22 protein-coding genes and 2 pseudogenes are annotated in these 21,214 nt (G+C 62.6%); 12 read left to right on the top strand and 12 right to left on the bottom strand.

Annotated features, from left to right (window positions below; translation table 11 throughout):
* Positions 1 to 34 precede the first annotated feature (34 nt).
* Together ACP7EW_RS29545 and ACP7EW_RS29540 are read right to left on the bottom strand one after the other, a co-directional pair.
* Complete coding sequence (locus ACP7EW_RS29545; RefSeq protein ID WP_426221654.1) at positions 35 to 1,243, bottom strand: cytochrome c biogenesis protein DipZ; 1,209 nt, start codon at positions 1,241 to 1,243, stop codon at positions 35 to 37.
* A 26-nt stretch (positions 1,244 to 1,269) separates the two neighbouring features.
* Positions 1,270 to 1,533, bottom strand: coding sequence for a DUF2790 domain-containing protein (locus tag ACP7EW_RS29540; protein ID WP_269133474.1), 264 nt, complete (start codon positions 1,531 to 1,533; stop codon positions 1,270 to 1,272).
* Positions 1,534 to 1,757: 224 nt separating this feature from the next.
* On the opposite strand from ACP7EW_RS29540, the gene yegQ reads away from it, so the two are divergent.
* Positions 1,758 to 3,071 (top strand): tRNA 5-hydroxyuridine modification protein YegQ, encoded by a 1,314-nt coding sequence (yegQ, locus tag ACP7EW_RS29535; protein ID WP_426221653.1) that lies wholly within the window; start codon positions 1,758 to 1,760, stop codon positions 3,069 to 3,071.
* Here the strand turns inward: yegQ and ACP7EW_RS29530 are convergent.
* From ACP7EW_RS29530 to ACP7EW_RS29505, 6 genes and pseudogenes are all read right to left on the bottom strand, one after another.
* Positions 3,068 to 4,270 carry a pyridoxal phosphate-dependent aminotransferase gene (locus ACP7EW_RS29530; protein WP_426221652.1) on the bottom strand — a complete coding sequence of 401 codons (1,203 nt, stop codon included), beginning with the start codon at positions 4,268 to 4,270 and terminating at the stop codon, positions 3,068 to 3,070. The genes yegQ and ACP7EW_RS29530 overlap by 4 nt on opposite strands.
* The gene (locus ACP7EW_RS29525; protein ID WP_426221651.1) at positions 4,267 to 4,926 is read right to left on the bottom strand and encodes an RraA family protein; all 660 of its coding nucleotides are present in this window, start codon (positions 4,924 to 4,926) and stop codon (positions 4,267 to 4,269) included. The genes ACP7EW_RS29530 and ACP7EW_RS29525 overlap by 4 nt, the downstream gene beginning before the upstream one ends.
* Positions 4,923 to 5,591, bottom strand: a complete 669-nt coding sequence (locus tag ACP7EW_RS29520; protein WP_426221650.1) for an RraA family protein — start codon at positions 5,589 to 5,591, stop codon at positions 4,923 to 4,925. The genes ACP7EW_RS29525 and ACP7EW_RS29520 overlap by 4 nt, the downstream gene beginning before the upstream one ends.
* 102 nt (positions 5,592 to 5,693) lie before the next feature.
* On the bottom strand, positions 5,694 to 6,449 hold the full coding sequence (locus ACP7EW_RS29515; protein ID WP_426221664.1) for a methyl-accepting chemotaxis protein: 756 nt from the start codon (positions 6,447 to 6,449) through the stop codon (positions 5,694 to 5,696).
* 102 nt (positions 6,450 to 6,551) lie between these two features.
* A pseudogene (locus tag ACP7EW_RS29510) lies at positions 6,552 to 7,373 on the bottom strand (cache domain-containing protein); the annotation flags it as partial.
* A gap of 65 nt (positions 7,374 to 7,438) precedes the next feature.
* A complete protein-coding gene (locus tag ACP7EW_RS29505; protein ID WP_162240118.1) occupies positions 7,439 to 8,758 on the bottom strand; it encodes a Na+/H+ antiporter family protein in 1,320 nt (439 codons plus the stop codon).
* A gap of 247 nt (positions 8,759 to 9,005) precedes the next feature.
* Here ACP7EW_RS29505 and ACP7EW_RS29500 point away from each other — a divergent pair.
* Together ACP7EW_RS29500 and ACP7EW_RS29495 are read left to right on the top strand one after the other, a co-directional pair.
* Positions 9,006 to 10,295 (top strand): annotated as a pseudogene (locus ACP7EW_RS29500) (HAMP domain-containing protein); the annotation flags it as partial.
* A 102-nt stretch (positions 10,296 to 10,397) separates the two neighbouring features.
* Positions 10,398 to 11,153 (top strand): methyl-accepting chemotaxis protein, encoded by a 756-nt coding sequence (locus ACP7EW_RS29495; RefSeq protein WP_420492067.1) that lies wholly within the window; start codon positions 10,398 to 10,400, stop codon positions 11,151 to 11,153.
* Between the two features lie 25 nt (positions 11,154 to 11,178).
* Here the strand turns inward: ACP7EW_RS29495 and ACP7EW_RS29490 are convergent, their stop codons facing one another.
* From ACP7EW_RS29490 to ACP7EW_RS29475, 4 genes are read right to left on the bottom strand one after another with little or no spacing between them, the layout of a single operon-like run.
* Positions 11,179 to 12,498: a sensor histidine kinase gene (locus tag ACP7EW_RS29490; protein ID WP_426221649.1), complete on the bottom strand. Its 1,320-nt coding sequence runs from the start codon at positions 12,496 to 12,498 to the stop codon at positions 11,179 to 11,181.
* A complete protein-coding gene (locus ACP7EW_RS29485) occupies positions 12,495 to 13,163 on the bottom strand; it encodes a response regulator transcription factor (protein WP_177111839.1) in 669 nt (222 codons plus the stop codon). The genes ACP7EW_RS29490 and ACP7EW_RS29485 overlap by 4 nt, the downstream gene beginning before the upstream one ends.
* Positions 13,163 to 13,474, bottom strand: coding sequence for a PepSY domain-containing protein (locus ACP7EW_RS29480; RefSeq protein WP_426221648.1), 312 nt, complete (start codon positions 13,472 to 13,474; stop codon positions 13,163 to 13,165). Before ACP7EW_RS29480 ends, ACP7EW_RS29485 begins: the two co-directional genes overlap by 1 nt.
* Positions 13,474 to 13,776 carry a PepSY domain-containing protein gene (locus ACP7EW_RS29475; protein WP_426221647.1) on the bottom strand — a complete coding sequence of 101 codons (303 nt, stop codon included), beginning with the start codon at positions 13,774 to 13,776 and terminating at the stop codon, positions 13,474 to 13,476. Before ACP7EW_RS29475 ends, ACP7EW_RS29480 begins: the two co-directional genes overlap by 1 nt.
* A 157-nt stretch (positions 13,777 to 13,933) precedes the next feature.
* Here ACP7EW_RS29475 and ACP7EW_RS29470 point away from each other — a divergent pair, with 157 nt between their 5' ends.
* The 9 genes from ACP7EW_RS29470 (at position 13,934) to codA (ending at position 21,213) form a co-directional block, all read left to right on the top strand.
* Entirely contained in the window at positions 13,934 to 15,013 is a 1,080-nt protein-coding gene (locus tag ACP7EW_RS29470) for a patatin-like phospholipase family protein (protein ID WP_426221646.1), read from the top strand.
* Between the two features lie 123 nt (positions 15,014 to 15,136).
* Positions 15,137 to 15,493: a 6-carboxytetrahydropterin synthase QueD gene (queD, locus tag ACP7EW_RS29465; RefSeq protein WP_003190259.1), complete on the top strand. Its 357-nt coding sequence runs from the start codon at positions 15,137 to 15,139 to the stop codon at positions 15,491 to 15,493.
* Positions 15,494 to 15,620: 127 nt separating this feature from the next.
* Positions 15,621 to 15,995, top strand: a complete 375-nt coding sequence (locus tag ACP7EW_RS29460) for a hypothetical protein (protein WP_426221645.1) — start codon at positions 15,621 to 15,623, stop codon at positions 15,993 to 15,995.
* Positions 15,992 to 16,189 (top strand): helix-turn-helix transcriptional regulator, encoded by a 198-nt coding sequence (locus ACP7EW_RS29455; protein WP_016980040.1) that lies wholly within the window; start codon positions 15,992 to 15,994, stop codon positions 16,187 to 16,189. The genes ACP7EW_RS29460 and ACP7EW_RS29455 overlap by 4 nt, the downstream gene beginning before the upstream one ends.
* A gap of 26 nt (positions 16,190 to 16,215) precedes the next feature.
* Positions 16,216 to 16,662: a GNAT family N-acetyltransferase gene (locus tag ACP7EW_RS29450; protein ID WP_426221644.1), complete on the top strand. Its 447-nt coding sequence runs from the start codon at positions 16,216 to 16,218 to the stop codon at positions 16,660 to 16,662.
* A 3-nt stretch (positions 16,663 to 16,665) separates the two neighbouring features.
* A complete protein-coding gene (locus ACP7EW_RS29445; protein ID WP_426221643.1) occupies positions 16,666 to 17,289 on the top strand; it encodes an NUDIX hydrolase in 624 nt (207 codons plus the stop codon).
* Positions 17,290 to 17,479: 190 nt separating this feature from the next.
* Entirely contained in the window at positions 17,480 to 18,748 is a 1,269-nt protein-coding gene (gene codB / locus ACP7EW_RS29440) for a cytosine permease (RefSeq protein WP_426221642.1), read from the top strand.
* Positions 18,745 to 19,950, top strand: coding sequence for a PucR family transcriptional regulator (locus ACP7EW_RS29435; RefSeq protein WP_426221641.1), 1,206 nt, complete (start codon positions 18,745 to 18,747; stop codon positions 19,948 to 19,950). Before codB ends, ACP7EW_RS29435 begins: the two co-directional genes overlap by 4 nt.
* Before the next feature lie 27 nt (positions 19,951 to 19,977).
* Positions 19,978 to 21,213: a cytosine deaminase gene (gene codA / locus ACP7EW_RS29430; protein WP_426221640.1), complete on the top strand. Its 1,236-nt coding sequence runs from the start codon at positions 19,978 to 19,980 to the stop codon at positions 21,211 to 21,213.
* Position 21,214 lies beyond the last annotated feature (1 nt).

Below are 21,214 nucleotides of genomic sequence, written 5' to 3'. Positions count from 1 at the left end.
AGTGCCCTCGGTTATCGAACAAGCATAGACCGCCTCACTGAATCCCCTTCGCCTCCTTCAACAGTGTCTGGATCATCTGCTCCTGGGCGTCATAACGACCTTCGCCAAAATGGGTGTAACGCACCTGCCCCTTGGCGTCGACCAGGTAATGGGCGGGCCAGTACTGGTTGTCGAAGTTGCGCCAGATCGCATAGTTGTTGTCGATGGCCACCGGATAGGTGACGCCCAGCTTGCGCACCTGGTCCTTGACGTTGCCGATGATGCGCTCATAACCGTATTCCGGGGTGTGGACGCCGATCACCACCAAGCCGTCCTTCTCATAGGTCTTTGCCCATTGCTTCACGTAGGGCAACGTGTGCTGGCAGTTGATGCAGTCGTAGGTCCAGAAATCCACCAGCACCACCTTGCCTTTCAAGGATTCGCGGGTGAGTTCGGGTGAGTTGAGCCACTCGACCGCGCCGGCCAGCGACGGCATGGCACCCTTGGCATTGTCCCGCGCCGGGTCGGCCTTGACCGTGCTCACCACGTAATCCAGCACTTTGGGGACGGTTTCCAGCACGCCTTGCTCCAGGCTGCTGACGCCTTCGGACGAAGTACCGGCCAGCAGGGTTTTGTCGGCGCCAGTGGAAATCACCACCGCCGCCGCCAGCACCGCCACCCCAGCCCCACGGCGCAGCCAGCCAGTCACCGGAATGGAGGCCTTGAGTCGATTGACCAGGCCACGCCCGGCAAAAATCAGCGCGCCAAGGGACAACGCGCTACCCAGGCCGTAGGCCACCAGCAACAGGCTGGTCTGCGCATTGGCGCCTTGCAGCATCGCGCTGGTCAGGATCACACCCAGGATCGGCCCGGCGCACGGCGCCCACAGCAGGCCTGTGGCGACGCCGATCATCACCGACTTCAGCGGGCCGGACAGCGTGCGTCTGTCAGGATCGATACGGTTGCCCAACAACACAAAGGGGCGTGCCAGCCAGCCACCGACCCGCGCCGAGATCAGAGACAGCGCGAACAGCCCCATCACGATCAGTGCCACGTGGCGGCCGGTGTTATTGGCCTGAATCACCCATTCCGTGCTGACCACCGCAAGGCTGGACACCAGCGCGAAGGTCAGGACCATGCCGCCGAGCGTCAGCAGGATCGACCGGCGGGAGCGGTCGACGCCGGCGAACAGAAACGGCACCACCGGCAGGATACAAGGGCTGAGGACGGTCAGGATGCCGCCCAGGAATGCGATCAGTAGCATGACGTTCACCTTATGGCTGGAAGGACTCAGTTATCGCCGACGCAACCGTCGCCAAACTTGAGGTAATCCAGCACCTGGGTCTTGTCGTGGGAGTCCAGGTAGGTCATGCGCGCATTCACCACGCCGCAGGTGGGCTTGGAGTCCTGGCTCATCGACAGCACTTGCTTGATGTCCAGGTGAGTGCCGTAGTGGTAGGTCTGCGCGGTAACGGCGGCTTCGGCGCGGGCCGACAAGGTGCAGATGTTCAGGGCGGCAAACAGGCAGGCGGCGTAGATGGCTTTGGTGTTCATGGTGGTTGACTCCAGGTTCTCAGGGTTGGAGGCGATGTGCCTCGTTGGAATCAATTGAAAGCCCCTGAGGTATCGCGCCTGTGTCGGAAAACCGCGCGGATAAATCGATACGTATCCACAGCCCCCACCGATACACAGCGATACAAAAAGCCCAAAGGACGACCTGGATCAATAAACCGCCCTCGCCGCTCGGCTACCTTCGCGACCTTTTGCGACCCGTGCCCATGCCTCCGATCCTCGCCCCCGAACTGCTCGCCCCCGCCGGCACCCTGAAAAACATGCGCTACGCCTTTGCCTACGGCGCCGATGCGGTCTACGCCGGCCAGCCGCGCTACAGCCTGCGGGTGCGCAATAACGAGTTCGATCACGCCAACTTGGCCCTTGGCATCCAGGAAGCCCACGCCCTGGGCAAGCGCTTTTATGTGGTGGTGAACATCGCGCCGCACAACGCCAAGCTCAAGACCTTCCTCAAGGACCTGGCGCCGGTGATCGCCATGGGCCCGGACGCGCTGATCATGTCCGACCCTGGGCTGATCATGCTGGTGCGCCGGCATTTCCCCCAGATGCCGATCCATCTGTCGGTGCAAGCCAACACGGTGAACTGGGCCAGCGTGGAGTTCTGGCAACAGCAAGGGATCTGTCGGGTGATCCTGTCGCGGGAATTGTCGCTGGAAGAGATCGATGAGATCCGCCAGCAGGTACCGGCCATGGAACTGGAAGTGTTTGTGCACGGTGCCTTGTGCATGGCCTATTCCGGGCGCTGCCTGCTCTCGGGCTACATGAACAAGCGCGACGCCAACCAGGGCACGTGCACCAATGCTTGTCGCTGGAAATACCAGGCCACCCCCGCGGTGGAAAACGCCACGGGGGATATCGTCCAGCAATATCAGCCCACCCTGGGCATTGGCGCGCCCACCGACCAGGTGTTCCTGCTCCAGGAAGCCAATCGCCCCGATGAACAGATGCCCGCCTTCGAAGACGAGCACGGCACCTACATCATGAACGCCAAGGACCTGCGCGCCGTGCAGCACGTGGAGCGCCTGACCCGGATGGGCGTGCACTCACTGAAGATCGAAGGCCGCACCAAGTCGCACTTCTACTGCGCGCGCACCACTCAGGTGTATCGCCAGGCCATCGATGATGCGGTGGCCGGTCGCGCCTTCGACCGCACCCTGATGACCGACCTTGAATCCCTGGCCCAGCGCGGCTACACCGAAGGTTTCCTGCGCCGCCATGTGCACGACGAATACCAGAACTACCAGAACGGCAGCTCCGTGTCAGAGCGCCAGCAGTTCGTCGGCGAGCTGACCGGCGAACGCCGGGGCGAGCTGGCCGAGGTCAAGGTGAAAAACCGTTTTGCCGTGGGCAATCACCTGGAATTGATGATCCCTGCCGGCAACTTCCACTTCGACCTGGCCACTTTGCACAACGCCAAAGGCGACGCCATCGACGTCGCGCCGGGGGATGGGCACACCGTGTATGTGCCGCTCCCGGCGCAGATGGACCTGCGCTTTGGCTTGCTGATGCGCGACCTCTAACGCGTCGCCGCGCAGAACCGGTGGATCGCCGCGCAGGCCTGGCGCAACGAGTCGTCATCCAGGGCATAGGCGATGCGCAGGTACGGCGCCAGGCCGAAGGCGCTGCCGTGCACCACGGCCACATTGGCTTCGTCGAGCAAGGCGTGGGCGACGTCCTCGTCCGTCTCAAGCAACCTGCCGGCGGCCGAGGTGCGCCCCAGTAGGCCCGCGCAAGAGGCAAAGGCGTAGAACGCGCCGCTCGGGCTGATGCATGCCAAGCCAGGCGTGGCGTTGAGCAAGGACACGACCAGTTCGCGGCGCCTCTCGAAGACCGCCCGTGATTGTCGGATAAAGTCCTGTGGCCCGTTCAAGGCAGCAATGGCAGCGTGCTGGGAAATCGCGCTGGCCCCCGAGGTCTGCTGGCCTTGGAGCTTTTCCATGGCCTCCAGCAGCCAGCGCGGGCCGGTGGCGAAGCCGATGCGCCAGCCGGTCATGGCATAGGCCTTGGAGACGCCGTTCATGGTCAGCACCCGAGGCGCCAGGCGCGGCTCGACCTGGGCCAAGGTGTGGAACGCCTGGCCGTCGAACAGCAGGTGCTCGTAGATGTCATCCGCCAGCACCAGCACATGGGGATGCTTGAGCAACACGTCGGCCAGCGCCTGCAATTGCGGGCGATTGTAGACAGCGCCCGTCGGGTTGGACGGTGAATTGAGGATCAGCCAGCGGGTGCTGGGGTTGATCGCCTGGTCGAGGGCGGCCGGGGTCAGTTTGAAGCCGTCCTCGGCGTTGCACGGCACAATCTTCGACGTGCCGCCACACAGCTCGACCATTTCCGGATAACTGACCCAGTACGGCGCGGGCACGATCACTTCGTCGCCTTCGTTGAGGGTGGCGGCGAGTGCGTTGTAGATCACATGCTTGCCGCCGTTGCTGACGAGGGTGTCTTGCCAGGTCACGTCCAGGCCGTTTTCGCGACGGAATTTCTCCGCCACCGCTTCGCGCAGGGCGCGCACGCCAGCGACCTGGGTGTAGCGCGTATGGCCATTGCGGATCGCTTCGATGCCGGCCTGGCGAATGTGCTCCGGCGTATCGAAATCCGGCTCGCCAGCGCACAACGAAATGATGGTTTCGCCTTCGGCCCGGCGCGCGGCGACGCGGTCGATGATGCGGTAGGTAGCGGACGGTTGCGCCTGGGCCAGGCGCTTGTTCAGGGTGTTCATGAGCCCTTCCTCTGCAAGGTGTGATAACCCAGGGATTCACGGGCCTGCTTCAGCGTCTTGCCCGCCTCGATCTGTGCGCGGATCTGCGATTCCACCGCTTCAATCTGCCGTGCCACCTGCGCGACCTCAGCGGCACGGGCGCGGGGCACCACCAGTACGCCATTGGCATCGGCCACTACGATGTCCCGGGCGCACACGCGGGTTTCGCTGATTGCCACCGGCTGGTTCACCGACAGCACTTCGACGCGGTCCTTGCCGGTGCGCATGTAGCGGCCACGGGTGAACAACGGGTAGCCATCGCCCAGGGCTTTGCTGACGTCACGGCACACGCCGTCGATCACCGTGGCGGCTATCCCGCGCGCGCCGGCGTACTGGGTCATGATGTCGCCCCACACCGTGCAATCGGTGCGCCCGGCGTTGGCGATGACCACCACATCCCCTGGCAGCACGTCTTCGATGAAGTCGCCCACCGAGCCCGGTGGCGTGTTGGCCGGCACGTATTGCACGGTAAACGCCGGACCGACCACAGTGCCACGGTAGTTATCCAGCGGCGCGATGCCCAGGCATTGGCCGGGGATGCCCAGCTTGTCCATGGCGTCCGAGACGCCAGGGGTGTCCAGCCCTTCGAACAGGGCAACCCAGTGTTGATCGTTCATCGGGCAGACTCCACGCGGATGGCTTCGAATTGGCTGTCGTGCATCACATCGGCGACCGAACGGCCACTGCGCACGGCGTCAACCATGCCCGCTTCACGGGTGGCGATGCGCTCGCCCAGGTCGAGCACCTGCTCGATCACCGCAGCCGGGATGAACACCGTGCCGCAGCGGTCGGCGATCACGAAGTCATCTTGCGCGACGTCGACACCGCCTACGTTGAGGGTGACGCCGGCGTCCACCTGCACCACACGGTTACGCGCGCTGATCATGGTCACGCCACGGCCGTACACCGGATAACCAATGGACGCGCTGCCGTCGATGTCACGGCTGAAACCGTCGATCACCGAACCCCGGATATGTTTGGCGACCGCGGCGTTGGCGATGATGTCGCCCCAGCAGGAAATGCCATCGATGCCCCCTGCAATCACCAGCACGCGGTCATCCGCGGTGATCGCGTCGATCACCGGGGAAATCAGGTGCGCCGTGGGCGCGTCATCGGTCTTGGGGGCCAGTTTGACCGTGCTGGCCCGGCCGACCACTTTGGGACAGTCCCACAATGGCCGGATGCCGACCACCGCGCCCGTCAGTTGCAGGAAATCCAGTGCGTCGGAAACCGTGTTGGTATCGAGTTCAGCCAGGCGCTGAAGCGGGTCGACAAGTGACATGAAATGAGCCCCTGTTGTGGTTGGGGCTCAAGTCTCACTGAGGGGCGGTGATCGGTATATTCGTATTAACGTTAGGCAAACATACGCTTTACCTATGAAAGATCAGATGCGGAACTGGCCGACCAACTGCCCCAGGCGCTGGCCCAGATCCGCCAGGCTGCGAGAGGTCTGGGCGCCCAGTTGGGTCTCATCGGCCACGCTGTCCACCGCCACGGCAATCTGATGCACGCTGCGGTTGATCTCTTCGGCCACGGCGGTCTGCTCCTCGGCGGCGCTGGCAATCTGGGCGTTCATCGAATTGATGGTGCCGATCAACTGGGCCATGGTGTCCAGGGACGCCCCGGCTTCGTTGGCCTGGGCCGAGGTGCCGTCGCCGGCATCGCTGGAACGGCGCATGGCCTCCACCGCCGCCTCGGTGCCTTTTTGCAGGCGGTCGATCATGCCCTGGATTTCCTGGGTGCTGGTCTGGGTGCGACTGGCCAGGGCGCGCACTTCATCGGCGACTACCGCAAAACCACGCCCGGCCTCCCCTGCCCGCGCCGCTTCGATGGCGGCGTTGAGCGCCAGCAGGTTGGTCTGCTCGGCGATAGAACGGATCACGCTGAGCACACTGACGATGGAGGACACGTCCTGCTGCAGGCTGTCGAGGGATAAGCCGCTGCTACGAATATCGCTCACCAGCGCATGGATCTGTGCAATGCTGCCATCTACCACACGCTTGGCGGCCTGGCCTTCGGCGTCGGTCTGCTGGGCCGCGACCGAGGCACCTTGGGCACTGCGCGCCACTTCTTGCGCAGCGGATGACATCTCATTGATCGCGGTGGCGACCTGATCAGTCTCATGGCGCTGGCGTTCCATGGCTTGTTCGGAGCGCTGGGCCTGATCGGAGACCTGGCTGACCAGGCCGGTGAGCTGGCTGGTCATCTCGGTGATCTGGCGCACCAGCCCGTGGATCTTGTCGACAAACCGGTTGAACGCGCCCGCCAGGTCGCCCAGCTCGTCCTGACTGGTGATGGCCAGGCGGCGGGTCAAGTCACCTTCGCCGGCGGCGATGTCGTCGAGGTTGGCTTTCATCAAGTGCAGCGGACGCAGGATGGTATTGGCCAGCAGCATGCCGACGGCCGCGATCACCAACAGCACCACCACCGCCACGCCGAGAATGCTCAGCAGCACGCCCTCCATGCGTTTCTGCACCTTGGCTTCGACCACCGCCACCTGGGCTTCAATGCCGTCCAGGTTCACCGACGTACCGATGACCATGTTCCATTTCGGCAGGTATTCGGTGTAGCCGAGCTTGGGCACCAGTTCGGTCTGGCCCGGCTGGGTCGAGCTGTATTGCAGGTAGTGGGTGCCGTCCTTGCCGACCTTGACCAGGTCGCGATTGACGTACACACCATTGGGGTCGCGGTTGTCCTTGAAGCTCTTGCCCACGCCGTCGGGGCTGTTGCCCTTGAACAGGCGGATGGTCTCGGAGTCGTAGCCGAAGAAGTAACCGTCCTTGCCGTAGCTGGTGTTCGACAGGAGCTTGACCACTTGGGCGCGGGCGGCGGTATCGCCGGGGGCCGCCGCGTCGTAGAGCGGCTTGACGGTGGTCATGGCCACTTCGACATAACTTTGCAGCGTGGCCTTGGCGTCGTTGAGCAGGCGCTGGCGGGTTTCATCCACCTCATTGCGCGCCTGCCCCTGCAGGATCCACACGGTGGTCAGGCTGATGACCACGGCAAACAGCAACACCGGCACTACGGCGAGGGACAGGACTTTGGCCTTGAGGCTCAGACGCATGGCTTTTCTCTCTCTTATTAGTGGCGACTGGAGAGGTTATCGGCCGGTTACGCTGAACCTGTAGATCAGAGGGTCATCGCCGCCAGCCAGCCAAACGCCAGCAACGGGATGTTGTAGTGCAGGAACGTCGGTACCACCGTGTCCCAGATATGGTGATGCTGACCGTCGACATTCAGGCCGGAGGTCGGGCCGAGGGTGGAGTCCGAAGCAGGCGAACCAGCATCACCCAGGGCACCGGCCGTGCCGACAATGCACACGATGGCCACCGGGCTGAAGCCCAGCTGCACGCACAGCGGTACAAAGATCGCGGCCAGGATCGGCACCGTGGAGAACGACGAGCCGATGCCCATGGTCACCAGCAGGCCCACCAGCAACATCAGCAACGCGCCGACCCCACGGTTATGGCCGATGAACGCCGCCGAGGTTTCCACTAGCGAGCGCACGTCGCCCGTGGCCTTGAGTACTTCGGCAAAGCCTGACGAGGCGATCATGATGAAGCCGATCATCGCCATCATCTTCATGCCTTCGGTGAACAGGTCGTCGGTATCGCGCCAGCGCACGATGCCCGACACCGAGAAAATCAGGAAGCCGGCCAGGGCGCCGATGATCATCGAGTCCAGCCACAGTTGGATGATGAACGCCGAGGCAATCGCCAGGCCGGCCACCAGCAGGGTCAGCGGGTTGTATTGCACCGCCACTTGCTCGACGCGCTCGATTTTTTCCAGGTCATACACGCGTTTTTTGCGGTAGCTGATAAACACCGCCACCAGCAGGCCCACCACCATGCCCAGCGCCGGCAGGCTCATGGCGTGAGTGACGTTGACCTGGCTGATGTCCACCCCGCTCTTGGCCACGTTGGCCAGCAGGATCTGGTTGAGGAAGATATTGCCAAAGCCTACCGGTAGGAACATGTAGGGCGTGATCAGGCCGAAGGTCATCACGCAGGCGATCAGGCGGCGGTCCAGTTGCAGCTTGGTCAGCACGTACAGCAGCGGCGGCACCAGCAACGGAATGAACGCGATGTGGATCGGCAGAATATTCTGCGAGGCAATCGCCACCACCCACAGCAAGCCGATCAGCAGCCATTTGACGTGATTGCCGCCGCTGGCCTCCTGACGGTCCACCAGCAACAGCGCCTTGTCAGCCAAGGCGTGGGCCAGGCCGGATTTGGCAATCGCCACGGCGAAAGCGCCGAGCAAGGCGTAGGACAATGCAACGGTTGCACCACCGCCCAAGCCGCCGTTGAAGGCTTTGAGCGTGGCGTCGATGCCCAGGCCACCGGTCAAGCCACCCACCAGGGCGCCGACGATGATGGCGATGACCACATGCACGCGGGACAAACTGAGCACCAGCATGGTGCCGACCGCGGCAATGACTGCGTTAATCATGGTTACCTCAAGCAGAAAAACATAAAAAACAGGCATGCCCGCGCCCAGGCGGCCATGGGGTGGCAGCCAGCGTGCAGGCTTGAAGGAGGTCTTATTAGAGGGCGCGCACTTTGCAGCAGGTGGCGTCGCATGTCAAAAAACGGCGCCGCTTTCAAATTTCAATTGAACGTTTAAATAATAAAGATTCGGAAAAAGTGGCCGATAACCTGACTCTCTGTGTTTTCAGGTTTAAGGATGCTCCTCGATGTCCCTCAGACAGCTCTCCATTCAATGGAAAATCACCCTGCTCGCTGGCCTCTGCCTGCTGGGAATCGTGACCCTGCTGGTGGGTCTGTCGTTGTATCGCATGGAGCAGAGTTCGCAGCAGGTCAAGGCGTCCAGCATGCAGATGCTGGATGAAGCCGCCCAGGCGCGCATCGAGGCCCAAGGCGAAGTGCAGGCATTGGGCATTCGCCGCCAGTTCATGGACGCCTATCAGTACGGCCATGGTTTTTCCCGCCAGGTGCTGTTCTTGCGTGAGCAGGCCGAGAAGCGCTTTCTCGATGCCTTCGACACCCGCGAAGACTTGACTCGCCAGGTCAAGGCCGCGTTGCAGGCCAACCCGGATTTGCTCGGCCTGTCCCTGGTGTTCGAAGCCAATGCCCTGGACGGCAAGGATGAGCTGTTCGCCGGCCAGGCCGAGCTGGGCAGTAACGACAAAGGTCGCTTCGCCCTGTACTGGTCGCAGCCGACACCCGGCAAGCTGGAGTCGATGGCGTTGCCGGAAAGCGACATGTCCGACACCCGCGTCGGCCCCAGCGGTGAAAAGGCCAACGCCTGGTTCACCTGCCCCCGCACCACACTCAAGCCGTGCGTGATCGAACCGTATTTCTACAGGATCAACGGGCAAAACGTGCTGATGACCAGCATCGTGTTCCCGTTGATGGTCAACGGCAAAGTCATCGCCTCGCTGTCGGTGGACATCAACCTCAACAGCCTGCAGGCCGTGAGCCAACAGGCCAGCCAGAAGCTGTACGACGGCCAGACCCAGGTCAGCATCCTCAGCCCCACCGGTTTGCTCGCCGGCTACAGCCCGGACGCGAGCAAGCTCAGCCAGCGCCTGGACCAGGTCGATACCGCCAACGGTACGCAATTGATCAGCGCCCTGGCCAGCAGTACGCAAATCCGTAGCCTGCGCACCGACCACCAACTGAAGGTACTGGCACCGTTCGCGCCAATCCCGGACGGCAAGTCTTGGGGCGTGTTGCTGGATGTGCCGGAGAAAGTCCTGGTCGGCCCGGCTGAAGCATTGAAAGCACAGATGGACGCCGATAACACCCGCGGCACCTTGCTGGAACTGGGCCTTGGCCTGCTGGCTGCGGTGGCCGGCTTGATCCTGGTGTGGTTGATGGCCCGCAGCGTGACCCGCCCGATCCTCGGCGTGGCCCGCATGCTCGAAGACATCGCCAGCGGCGAAGGCGACCTGACCCGGCGCCTGGCCTACGACAAACAGGACGAGCTGGGCCAACTGGCTGGCTGGTTCAACCGCTTCCTCGACAAGCTGCAACCGATCATTGCCGAGGTGAAACGCTCGGTGCAGGACGCCCGTGGCACAGCCGATCAATCCGCTGCGATTGCTACTGAAACCAGCGCCGGCATGGAACAGCAATATCGCCAGGTCGACCAGGTGGCCACCGCGTCCCATGAAATGAGCGCCACTGCCCAGGATGTGGCGCGCAGCGCTGCCCAGGCCGCACAAGCCGCCCGCGACGCCGACCAGGCCACCCGTGATGGCCTGAAGGTGATCGACCGCACCACGCGCAATATCGGCGAGTTGGCGGCCGACATGAGCACGGCCATGACCCAGGTCGAAGGCCTGGCCGCCAACAGCGAAAAAATCGGTTCGGTGCTTGAAGTGATTCGCGGCATTGCCGAACAGACCAACCTGCTGGCCCTCAATGCTGCCATCGAAGCCGCCCGCGCGGGTGAGGCCGGCCGTGGCTTTGCGGTGGTGGCCGACGAAGTACGCAACCTGGCGCAGCGCACCCAGGAATCGGTGGAAGAAACCCGCCTGGTCATCGAACACCTGCAAAGCGGCACCGAAGAGGTGGTCGGCTCCATGGGCAACAGCTACCGCCAGGCCCAGGGCAGCGTCGAGCAGGTGGGGCAAGCCGTGACGGCCCTGCGCCAGATTGGCGATGCCGTGACGGTGATCAGCGACATGAACCTGCAGATCGCCAGCGCCGCCGAAGAGCAAAGCGCCGTGGCCGAGGAAATCAACAGCAACGTGGCAACCATTCGCGATGTGACCGAGTCGCTGTCGGAGCAGGCGAATGAATCGGCACGGGTGAGCCAGGCGTTGAACAGCCTGGCGAATCAGCAGCAGGGGTTGATGGATCAGTTCAGGGTGTGATCAGCCCCTTGCCGAAGCGACAGGCTTATCCCTGGCGCTTCGGCAATTCGATCAGCACTTTCAGCCCGCCCAACTCGCTTTCCTGCAACTGCAGCACCCCGCCCCACACCTCGACGATATCCCGCACAATCCCCAACCCAAGGCCATGACCATGGATCTGTTCATCCAGGCGCGTGCCACGGCTGAAGACCTGGTCACGCTGGGTTTCAGGAATGCCGGGGCCGTCATCTTCTACCGCCAACAAGTAGCTGTGCTCGGCCTCGGTAACGGTCAAGCGCACCTCGGCATCTGCCCATTTGCAGGCGTTATCCAATAGATTGCCAAGCAACTCCAACAGGTCTTCTCGGTCCCAGGGCAGCTGCAAGCCGGGCGCGGCGTGGGAGCTCAGGTCCAGGTGTTCGCCGTGGATCATGTTGAGGGTAGCGAGCAAGCCGGGCAGTTCTTTTTCGCAATCAAACAGCGCGCCCGGTAGGGTTTCGCCCGCCAGGCGCGCACGGTTGAGCTCGCGGTTGAGGCGGTGCTGCACCTGTTCCAGATGATCGCGCAACAGCTTGCCCAGCTCGGGATGATCCTTCAGCGCGTCGCTCGACGCAGCGCTCAACAGCACCGCCAGCGGGGTCTTGAGGGCATGGCCGAGGTTGCCCAGGGCATTGCGTGAACGCTTGAGGCTGTCTTCGGTGTGAGCCAGCAGATGGTTGATCTGCGCCACCAGCGGCTCCAGCTCCTGCGGCACCTGGGTGTCGAGTTGTGAACGCTGGCCCTGTTGCAGTTGGGCGATCTGGTTACGCGCGGTTTCCAGCGGGCGCAAGGCGCGGCGCACAGTGATCCGTTGCAGGATCAGCACCAGCAGCAGCGCCGCCAGCCCCAGCACCAGGCCGATCTGGCGCATCAGGCGGAAGCTTTCCCGCACCGGCGTGTAGTCCTGGGCCACGCTGATGGAGATTGGCTGGCCGAAGCGTTTGTAGTCCTCGCGCAACACCAACAATTGCTGGCCTTCCGGTCCCAGTTGCAGGTTGCCCTTGAGTCCCGCCTCGGGAAGATGCGGCAGGTCCTGGTCCCACAACGAGCGGGAGCGCCAGTGCTTATCGGCAAAATCGATACGGAAATAGTGCCCCGAAAACGGCCGTTGATAGGCCGGCGACAGGCGTTTCTCATGCAGTTGCAAACCTTCAGGACCCCGTACCAACGCCACCAACAAGCTCTCGCTGTCGTTGCGCAAGCCGGCTTCCAGATAGCGCTGCAACCCCGTTTCGAATAACCACAGGCTGGTTTGCGCCAGCGCTACGCCGACGACCACCATCACGCTGACCAGGCCCAGGCTCAGGCGCCGTTGGATCGACCTCATGCGCCGCTGGCGCCAAACCGGTAACCCTGGCCGCGCCGGGTCTCGATCACACTGCGGCCCAGCTTGCGACGCAGGTGGTTGACGTGGACTTCCAGCACATTGGAGTCGCGCTCGGTTTCGCCGTCATACAGATGCTCGGCCAGGTGGCTTTTCGACAGGATCTGTTCGGGGTGCAGCATGAAATAACGCAGCAGGCGGAATTCGGCGGCGGTCAGCTGGATCTCCGCGCCATCGCGCAGCACGCACTGGCGGCCTTCATCCAGGTGCAGGCCGGCGGCCTGCAGGGTCGGTTGATTCGCATGACCGTGGGAGCGGCGCAACAGCGCCTGGATGCGCAGGTGCAGTTCCTCGGGGTGAAAGGGTTTGCTCAGGTAATCATCGGCACCCGCCTTAAGCCCTTCGATGCGCTCGGCCCAGGAATCGCGAGCCGTGAGGATCAGCACCGGGATAGCCAGCGCGGCGGCACGCCATTGCGCCAGTACCTCAAGCCCAGGCAATCCCGGCAGGCCCAGGTCAAGAATGATCAGGTCATAGGGTTCGCTGCGCCCCTGGTACGCGGCGTCGCGACCATCGGCGAGCCAGTCGACGGCATAACCCTGGCGTTGCAGCCCGGCCAGCAGTTCATCGGCCAGGGGAACGTTGTCTTCCACCAAGAGCAGGCGCATCAGTCTTCCTCGTCTTTGATCAGCACACCCGTGGATGCGTCCAGCTTGATCTCGCGCACCACGCCGTCGGCGGTGACCAGTTCCACTTCATAGGCATATTTGCCGTGCTTTTTTTCAAGTTCGGCCTCCAGCAGACGCGAACCCGGATGACGCCCCATGGCCTGCTCCAGTAACTGTTCCAAAGGCAGGATGACCCCTTGCTGGCGCAGCGCCAAGGCCTCGTCCTGATCGAGATCGCGGGCCGCCAGACTGGAGCAAAAAACCAGAAGCACCAACGCCATTCGACTGCCGGTGTTTAGATTTACCTTCATTACGTTTCCTGATGATTCTTGAGAATCTGCCCGGTCAGCGCGTCCAATTCAATCTCCCACTCGATGCCGTTGGTGTCTTCCAGTTCAACTTGGTACAGGTACTTGCCGTACTCCTCGTCCAGATCGGTATCCAGCAGCGTCGAACCGGGATGCAGGGCCAGGGCCGTGGCTTCCAGTTGATCAAAGGCGATAATAGTAACAGTGGCAGGCACTTTCAGTGACTTGTCGGGGTCCACGGCTCGGGCCTGGGTCGCCGTGAGAGCGATGATACCGGTGGCGACCAGCACTGTAAGTCGCTTCATGAGAGTCTCCGTTTCAAGATTTTTCCTACGTCCGCCACCGTACCGTCTGCAACTTAACTGAAACTGAATTGCCACCATGGCAATTTCCCACAAGCCTCTTCACCCATCGCCGTGAGAGATTTCCTATACTGCCCCGCTCGTTGCATGAGAGACCGGAATGACAGCCATCCACATCAAGTTTCCCGCCCTGACCCTGAAGGCCGGCAAACGCGCCTTTGCCCGCATTCGCGAGCAAGGTCTCAAACCCGCCGACGTCGGTATCCTGCCCGGCGCGGCCGGCGGCCCCAAGGCATTGGGCATCCAGGGCCTGGACCTGGCGCTGTTCGGTGATTGGCTACCCCGCGCGCCACGGGAACGGGCATTGGTCGGCGCGTCCATCGGCTCCTGGCGGTTTGCCAGTGCGTGCCTGCCCGACCCGGTGCAAGGCCTGCTGGACCTCGGCCGCCTGTACAACGAACAACGCTTTGCCAAGGGCGTGACCATGGCCGAGGTCAGCCAGAGCTGCCAGCGCATGCTCGACGACCTGCTGGCCGGTCGCGATGCACGGGTGCTGGACAACCCGAACTATCGCCTGAACATCATGGTGGTCAAGAGCCACGGCCTGCTCGCTGATGACCACCGTGGGCGCCTGGGGCTGGGCCTGTCGTCAGTAATCGCCGACAACCTGCGCGGCCGCGCGCGGCTGTCGCGGCACTTTGAACGGCTGATCATCCACGACCCTCGCCAGGCGCCCCCGGTGCATCCCCTGAAAGACTTCCCGTCGCGCTTCCTGGCCCTGGAACTGGGCAACCTGCGCCAGGCCCTGCTGGCCTCGGGCTCGATTCCCATGGTGATGCAAGGCGTGCGCGACCTGCCGGGCGCAGGCGCCGGCACCTACCGCGACGGCGGCCTGCTGGACTATCACCTCGACCTGCCTTACCACGGCGACGACATCGTGCTGTACCCACACTTCACCGATCGGGTCATCCCCGGCTGGTTCGACAAGGGCCTGCCATGGCGGCGCAGCAACCCGCAGGGTTTGCAGGATGTGTTGCTGCTGGCGCCGTCCAGGGACTACCTCGCCCGCCTGCCCCACGGCAAGCTGCCAGACCGCAGCGACTTCAAGCGCTTCATGGGCGACGACCCAAGCCGTAACAAGTACTGGCAGACCGCGATGAGCGAGAGCCAGCGGCTAGGCGATGAGTTTCTGGAACTGGCGGATAACGGCCAATTGGGCGAGCGCCTACAGCCCCTGTAGCCGCTGGCCCAATTGGCCGTTATCCGCCAGCAAGCCGATGCCTACAGAGGGACGGTATGCGCGGCAATGGCTCAAGCTGTTAAACTCGCCGCCTGCCAGATACCTGACCGAGCTGAAAACACTGTGGAAATCTTCAAAGAATTTACCTTCGAGTCCGCCCACCGCCTGCCCCACGTACCGGAAGGCCACAAATGCGGGCGCCTGCATGGGCACTCGTTCAAGGTGGCGATCCACCTGAGCGGTGACCTGGATCCCCATACCGGCTGGATTCGCGACTTCTCGGAGATCAAGGCGATTTTCAAGCCGCTCTATGAACGCCTCGACCACAACTACCTCAATGACATCCCAGGCCTGGAAAACCCAACCAGCGAAGTGCTGGCCAAGTGGATCTGGAACGAGTTGAAGCCCCTGCTGCCTGAGCTCAGTGCAATTCGTATCCACGAAACCTGCACCAGCGGTTGCATCTATCGCGGCGAGTAATCAGCTGCGTGCAAAAGAACCACCTGCGGGTGGTTTTTTTGCGCCTGCCAGTCATCCATGTAAAGCACCCTTGACACACCAATAGCCTGCGCCTAATGTAAAGCACCTTTTACTCATGGAGATGGTTATGTCGGTCAAGCGCTCCTTAGTGGAATTCACCGTGACCCTGCTGGCGTATATAGCCTGCGTCGTGGTTTCCAGTGCCTACATGTCGTCCATACCCGACGGCGCCGGCAAAATTGCCCTGGCTTTGCTGCCGGTCATCCCGATGATCGCCATGGCAATTGCGATCATCCGTCGGCTGAACGCCATGGATGAAATGGGCCGCAAGATCCAGTTGGACGCGCTGGCCGTGGCCTTTGTGTGCACGGCGCTGACGACCTTCAGCTATGGCTTCCTGGAAACCGCTGGCTTCCCACGGCTGTCGGCCTTTATGGTATGGCCGATCATGGGCGGCGTCTGGTGCGTCGCCACGATCATCGGCGCAAGGCGCTACCAATGAACAACCTGATGCGCCAGTTGCGCTCGGAACTGGGCTGGTCCCAGGCCGACCTCGCCGAACGCCTGGGGGTGTCGCGTCAAACCGTCAACGCCATCGAGACCGGCCGCTACGATCCAAGCTTGCCCTTGGCGTTCAAGATCGCCAAGGTGTTCGAGCGGCCTATCGAAGGCATCTTCGAAGCGCCGGCAGACTGATCGACTGTCCAGAGGAGCCCGCTGCAATGATGCGCCCCGCCACTGCTGATGATGTTGCTGCCATTGAGGCGATTGTCCAGGCCGCCTATTCACCGTATATCAAGCGGATCGGCCGCAAGCCCGGGCCGATGCTGGAGGATTACCGCGCGCGGGTGCAGGCCGGTGGCGTGCACGTACTGGAGCATGCCGGGCAGGTTCAGGGGTTTATTGTGCTGCTGGCGGATGGTGACGCACTGTTGCTGGATAACCTGGCGGTCGCCCCGGACGCCCAAGGGCTGGGCTTGGGCCGACTGCTGATGGATTTTGCCGAACGCCAAGCGCTCGATGCCGGCTTCATGGCCATTCGCCTATACACCAACGAAGCCATGACCGAGAACATCACGCTGTACACCCGTCGAGGCTATGTCGAGACCCACCGGGCCAAAGAACACGGCCTGCGCCGGGTGTACATGACCAAACAACTCGCGGAGTAACCCATGGAGAACACTTGGCTGACCCAGGCCAAACGCTTGCAGGCGTTGGCGTCCACGGGGCTGCACTTTTGCACCGATGATTTCGAGCGCGAGCGCCTGGAAGAAATTGCCGAGATTGCCCACAGCATGCTCGCGCAGTTGGGCAATGTGCCCTTGGAGCGCATCACCGGGTTGGTTACGGACTTCGCCAAACGCTACTCGACGCCGATGATCGATGTGCGCGGTGCGGTGATCCAAGGCGATCGGATTCTGTTGGTACGGGAGTTGACCGACGGCTGCTGGGCGCTGCCAGGGGGTTATGCGGATATCGGCTTGTCGGCGGCGGAAAACATCGTCAAGGAGATTCGCGAAGAAGCCGGGCTGACGGTGACCGCGCGGGCCCTGTACAGCGTGACGCACAAGGCCAAGGGCTTGTATCGGCCGGATGTGCGCGATTTCTACAAGCTGTACTTCCTCTGTGAACCGGTAGACCAGTCGGCGCCGATGGCGGGGTTCGAGACCACCGAGGTGGGCTTTTTCCGCCTGGACGCGCTGCCGCCGCTGTCCCGCGGGCGCACCATTGAAAGTGACCTGGAAGCCGCATTCGCCTTCCATCGTGGCCAGACCACCCAGACGCTGTTCGACTGATCCAATTTGTATCACTGCTGCACCGCTTTCGTGCCCGACTGGGCACGGCGAACACTCCTTCCAGCGTTTCTCCCCTGTTTGGCTATAAATACTGTGCACGGTGCACAGCGCCCGCCGTGCGCACATCACTGCCGCCGGTTTGGCACGCGCGGTGCAATAGGCCTGCGTCACTCACTCAGGGAGCAAGCACATGACGCAGCAAGAACCGGGCAACGATTACCCCCTCAGCGAAGTCCCGATGCATGCGCGCAAAGGCCTGGCGTCTACCGCCATGGTGCTGCTGGGCTTTACCTTTTTTACCGCGACCATGTTTGCTGGCGGCAAGCTGGGGGTGGCGTTCAGCTTCACCGACATGCTTGGCGTCGTAGCCATGGGTAACCTGCTGCTGGGCATTTACGCCGCAGGCCTGGGTTACATTGCCTTCAAGAGCGGGCTGAATTCGGTGTTGATGGGGCGCTTCTGCTTTGGCGAAGTGGGCAGCAAGCTCAGTGACTTGATCCTCGGTTTCACCCAGATCGGCTGGTACGCCTGGGGCACCGCCACGGCCGCCGTGGTGCTGGGCAAGTATTTCGAGCTGGGCCAGGGCAGCGTCCTTGCGTTGATGGTGCTGTTCGGCCTGGTGTTCTGCGCCACGGCGTACATTGGCTATCGCGGGCTGGAGATCCTGTCCTACATCGCGGTACCGGCCATGGGTATCCTGCTGTTTCTGTCGATGTGGGTGGCCACGGTCAAAGTCGGCGGGCTGGATGGGCTGCTGGCGGTGGTGCCGACTGGTGAACTGGACTTGTCCACGGCGATCACCCTGGTGTTTGGCACCTTTGTCAGCGGTGCGACCCAGGCCACCAACTGGACGCGCTTTTCGCGCTCGGCCAAGGTGGCGGTGTTGGCCAGCCTGATCGGTTTCTTCGTAGGCAACGGCTTGATGGTGCTGATCGGCGCCTACGGTGCCATCGTCTATCAGCAACCGGACGTGGTCGAAGTGTTGCTGCTGCAAGGTTTTGCCATGGCGGCGATGGCCATGTTGCTGCTCAACATCTGGAGCACCCAGGACAACACCATCTACAACTTCGCGGTGGCCGGCTGCAACCTGCTGCGCACCAAACGCCGCAAGACCGTGACCCTGGCCGGCGCGGTGATCGGCACGCTGCTGGCGTTGCTTGGCATGTACGACATGCTGGTGCCGTACTTGATTCTACTGGGCACGGTGATTCCGCCGATTGGCGGGGTGATCATGGCGGACTTCTTCTATCGCTATCGCGGCCACTACCCGCGCCTGGCGGATGCGCGTCTGCCGGCATTCAACTGGCCGGGGCTGGTGGCCTATGGGGTGGGCACGTTGCTGGCGTTCAACTCGCCTTGGGTCGCTCCATTGGTGGGTATCGTGGCCGCGTCGTTGACCTACATCGTGCTCACCGCCGTAATGCGCGTGCGTGCGCCCTTGGCTGACGCCCAGGCATGAGCCTGACCCTCGCCGATGTGCTGGCCTTGCCGGGCCTGGAGTCCATGCACCTGCGTGCCGGCGCCGCTGGCCTGGATAATCGCGTGCGTTGGCCGTATGTGGCGGAAAACAGCGGGATCGCTGAGTGGGTGCTGGGCGGCGAACTAGTGTTCGTCACCGGGATCAATCACCCACGCGACGAAACCAACCTGCTGCAACTGCTGGAGGAAGCCTGCGAACGTCAGGTGGCCGGACTGGTGATTCTGACGGGGCCCGCTTATATCCAGGCGATTCCCCAGCGTTTGCTCGACGCCGCCGAAGCCGCCGGCATGCCGCTGATCGAACAGCCCTACTCGTTGAAAATGGTGCTGGTGACCCAGGCCATTGGCTCGGCGCTGATCCAGTCCGAGCAATTGGGACGCTCGCGGCATGATGTGCTGGAGCGCTTGCTGACCGGCGATTACCAGTCACTGGATTTGTTGCTGCATCGGGCGTCACAACTGGGCATGGCATTGGCCGGGCATTGGCAGGTGGTTCAACTGCAACTGGAAGGCAGTGAGTTGCTGTTTGCCCAGGGTGATGCGGCTTCTGTGGAGGTGCAATTGGCCCGCCAACATGACGGTATCAGCCGTCGATTGCGTCAACTCTCGGCCGGTTTGCCGGTACTGGGGCGGGCCGGGCAATGGACGATGCTGCTCCCGGCTCCGGATGCTGTCGCAGCATTGGCTAACCGCCAGCAATTGGCCAACTGGCTCAACCCATTGAACCTGCGCCTGGCACCGCTCAAATTGTTTATCGGCCTGAGCGCCGCCGCTCACCCACCGGCACGCCTGGCCCAGGGGCAGGATGAGGCCCGCCAGGCGCTGGCGGCTGCACGACGCTTCAGCGAACGCGCCGGGTTATGCGTGTACGACGAACTGGGCGTACTCAAATTGCTCAGCGGCGTGCGTGATCGCGCCCTGCTCGACCAATTCCTGAATGAACGCCTGGGTCCATTGCTGCGCCACGACCTGCACCACGGCCCCAGCCTGATGCCCACCCTGGAAGCCTGGTTCCATGAGAATGGTAACCTTGTGGCCGCCGCCCAGCGGCTGGCCGTGCACCGCAACACCCTGACACACCGCGTCCAGCGCATCGAAGCCCTGTGCGGGCTGACGCTGGATAATGCTTATGATCGCCTGGACATCGGTATCGCGCTGATGATCTGGCGACTGTCCGCCTGATTGTTTTTAGCCAAGAGGAACTTGCCCATGCACATCATCAACGCCCGCCTGCGCAACCGTGAAGGCCTGCATGATCTGCACCTGGAACATGGCCGGATCGCCAATATCACATTGCAATCGGGGTCAACGATTGCGGCGGCCGACGACCTGGACGCAGCCGGCAATCTGGTGATCCCGCCTTTCGTCGAGCCGCATATCCATCTCGACGCCACCCTGACCGCTGGCGAACCGCGCTGGAACATGAGCGGCACCCTCTTCGAAGGCATCGAGTGCTGGGGCGAACGCAAAGCCACCATCACCCAGGAAGACACCAAGACCCGCGCCAAGAAGACGATCCAGGCCCTCGCCGCCCACGGGATCCAGCATGTGCGCACCCACGTTGACGTCACCGACCCGGACCTCACCGCGCTCAAGGCCATGCTGCAAGTACGTGAAGAAAGCACGCACCTGATCGACCTGCAGATCGTGGCATTCCCCCAGGAAGGCATCGAGTCCTATCGCAACGGCCGCGAACTGATGGAAGAAGCCATCCGCCTGGGCGCCGACGTGATCGGTGGCATCCCCCACTTTGAATACACCCGCGACCAGGGCGTGAGTTCGGTGAAGTTCCTGATGGACCTGGCCGAACGTACCGGCTGCCTGGTGGACGTGCATTGCGACGAAACCGACGACCCGCACTCGCGCTTTCTCGAAGTGCTGGCCGAAGAAGCCCGCAGCCGCGACATGGGGGCCCGCGTCACCGCCAGCCACACCACCGCCATGGGCTCCTACGACAACGCCTACTGCGCCAAACTCTTCCGTCTGCTGGGGCACTCGGGGATCAGCTTCGTCTCTTGTCCCACCGAGAGCATTCACCTGCAAGGCCGCTTCGACAGCTTCCCGAAACGCCGTGGTGTCACCCGGGTCAATGAACTATTGGAAGCCGGCATGAACGTGTGTTTCGGCCAGGACTCCATCGTCGATCCCTGGTACCCCCTGGGCAACGGCAACATCCTGCGGGTATTGGAAGCCGGTTTGCACATCTGCCACATGCTCGGCTACCGCAACCTGCAAAGCGCCTTGGACCTGGTGACCGACAACAGCGCCAAGGCCATGGCCCTGGGTGAGCGTTACGGCCTGGAGCCCGGACGGCCAGCCAACCTGTTGATCCTCTCGGCGGACAGCGACTATGAGGTCATTCGCAGCCAGGGCTTGCCGCTGTACTCGATCCGCAACGGCAAGGTGTTGATGAAGCGTCAGCCGGCGCAGGTGGAGTTTGTGTAAA

Origin of the sequence: Pseudomonas sp. DWRC2-2, assembly GCF_049897885.1 — a bacterium.
GTDB classification, from domain to species: Bacteria; Pseudomonadota; Gammaproteobacteria; order Pseudomonadales; family Pseudomonadaceae; genus Aquipseudomonas; species Aquipseudomonas azotoformans_A.
The sequence above is the reverse complement of the archived record's forward strand: the minus strand, read 5'-3'. Positions and strand labels throughout refer to the sequence as shown.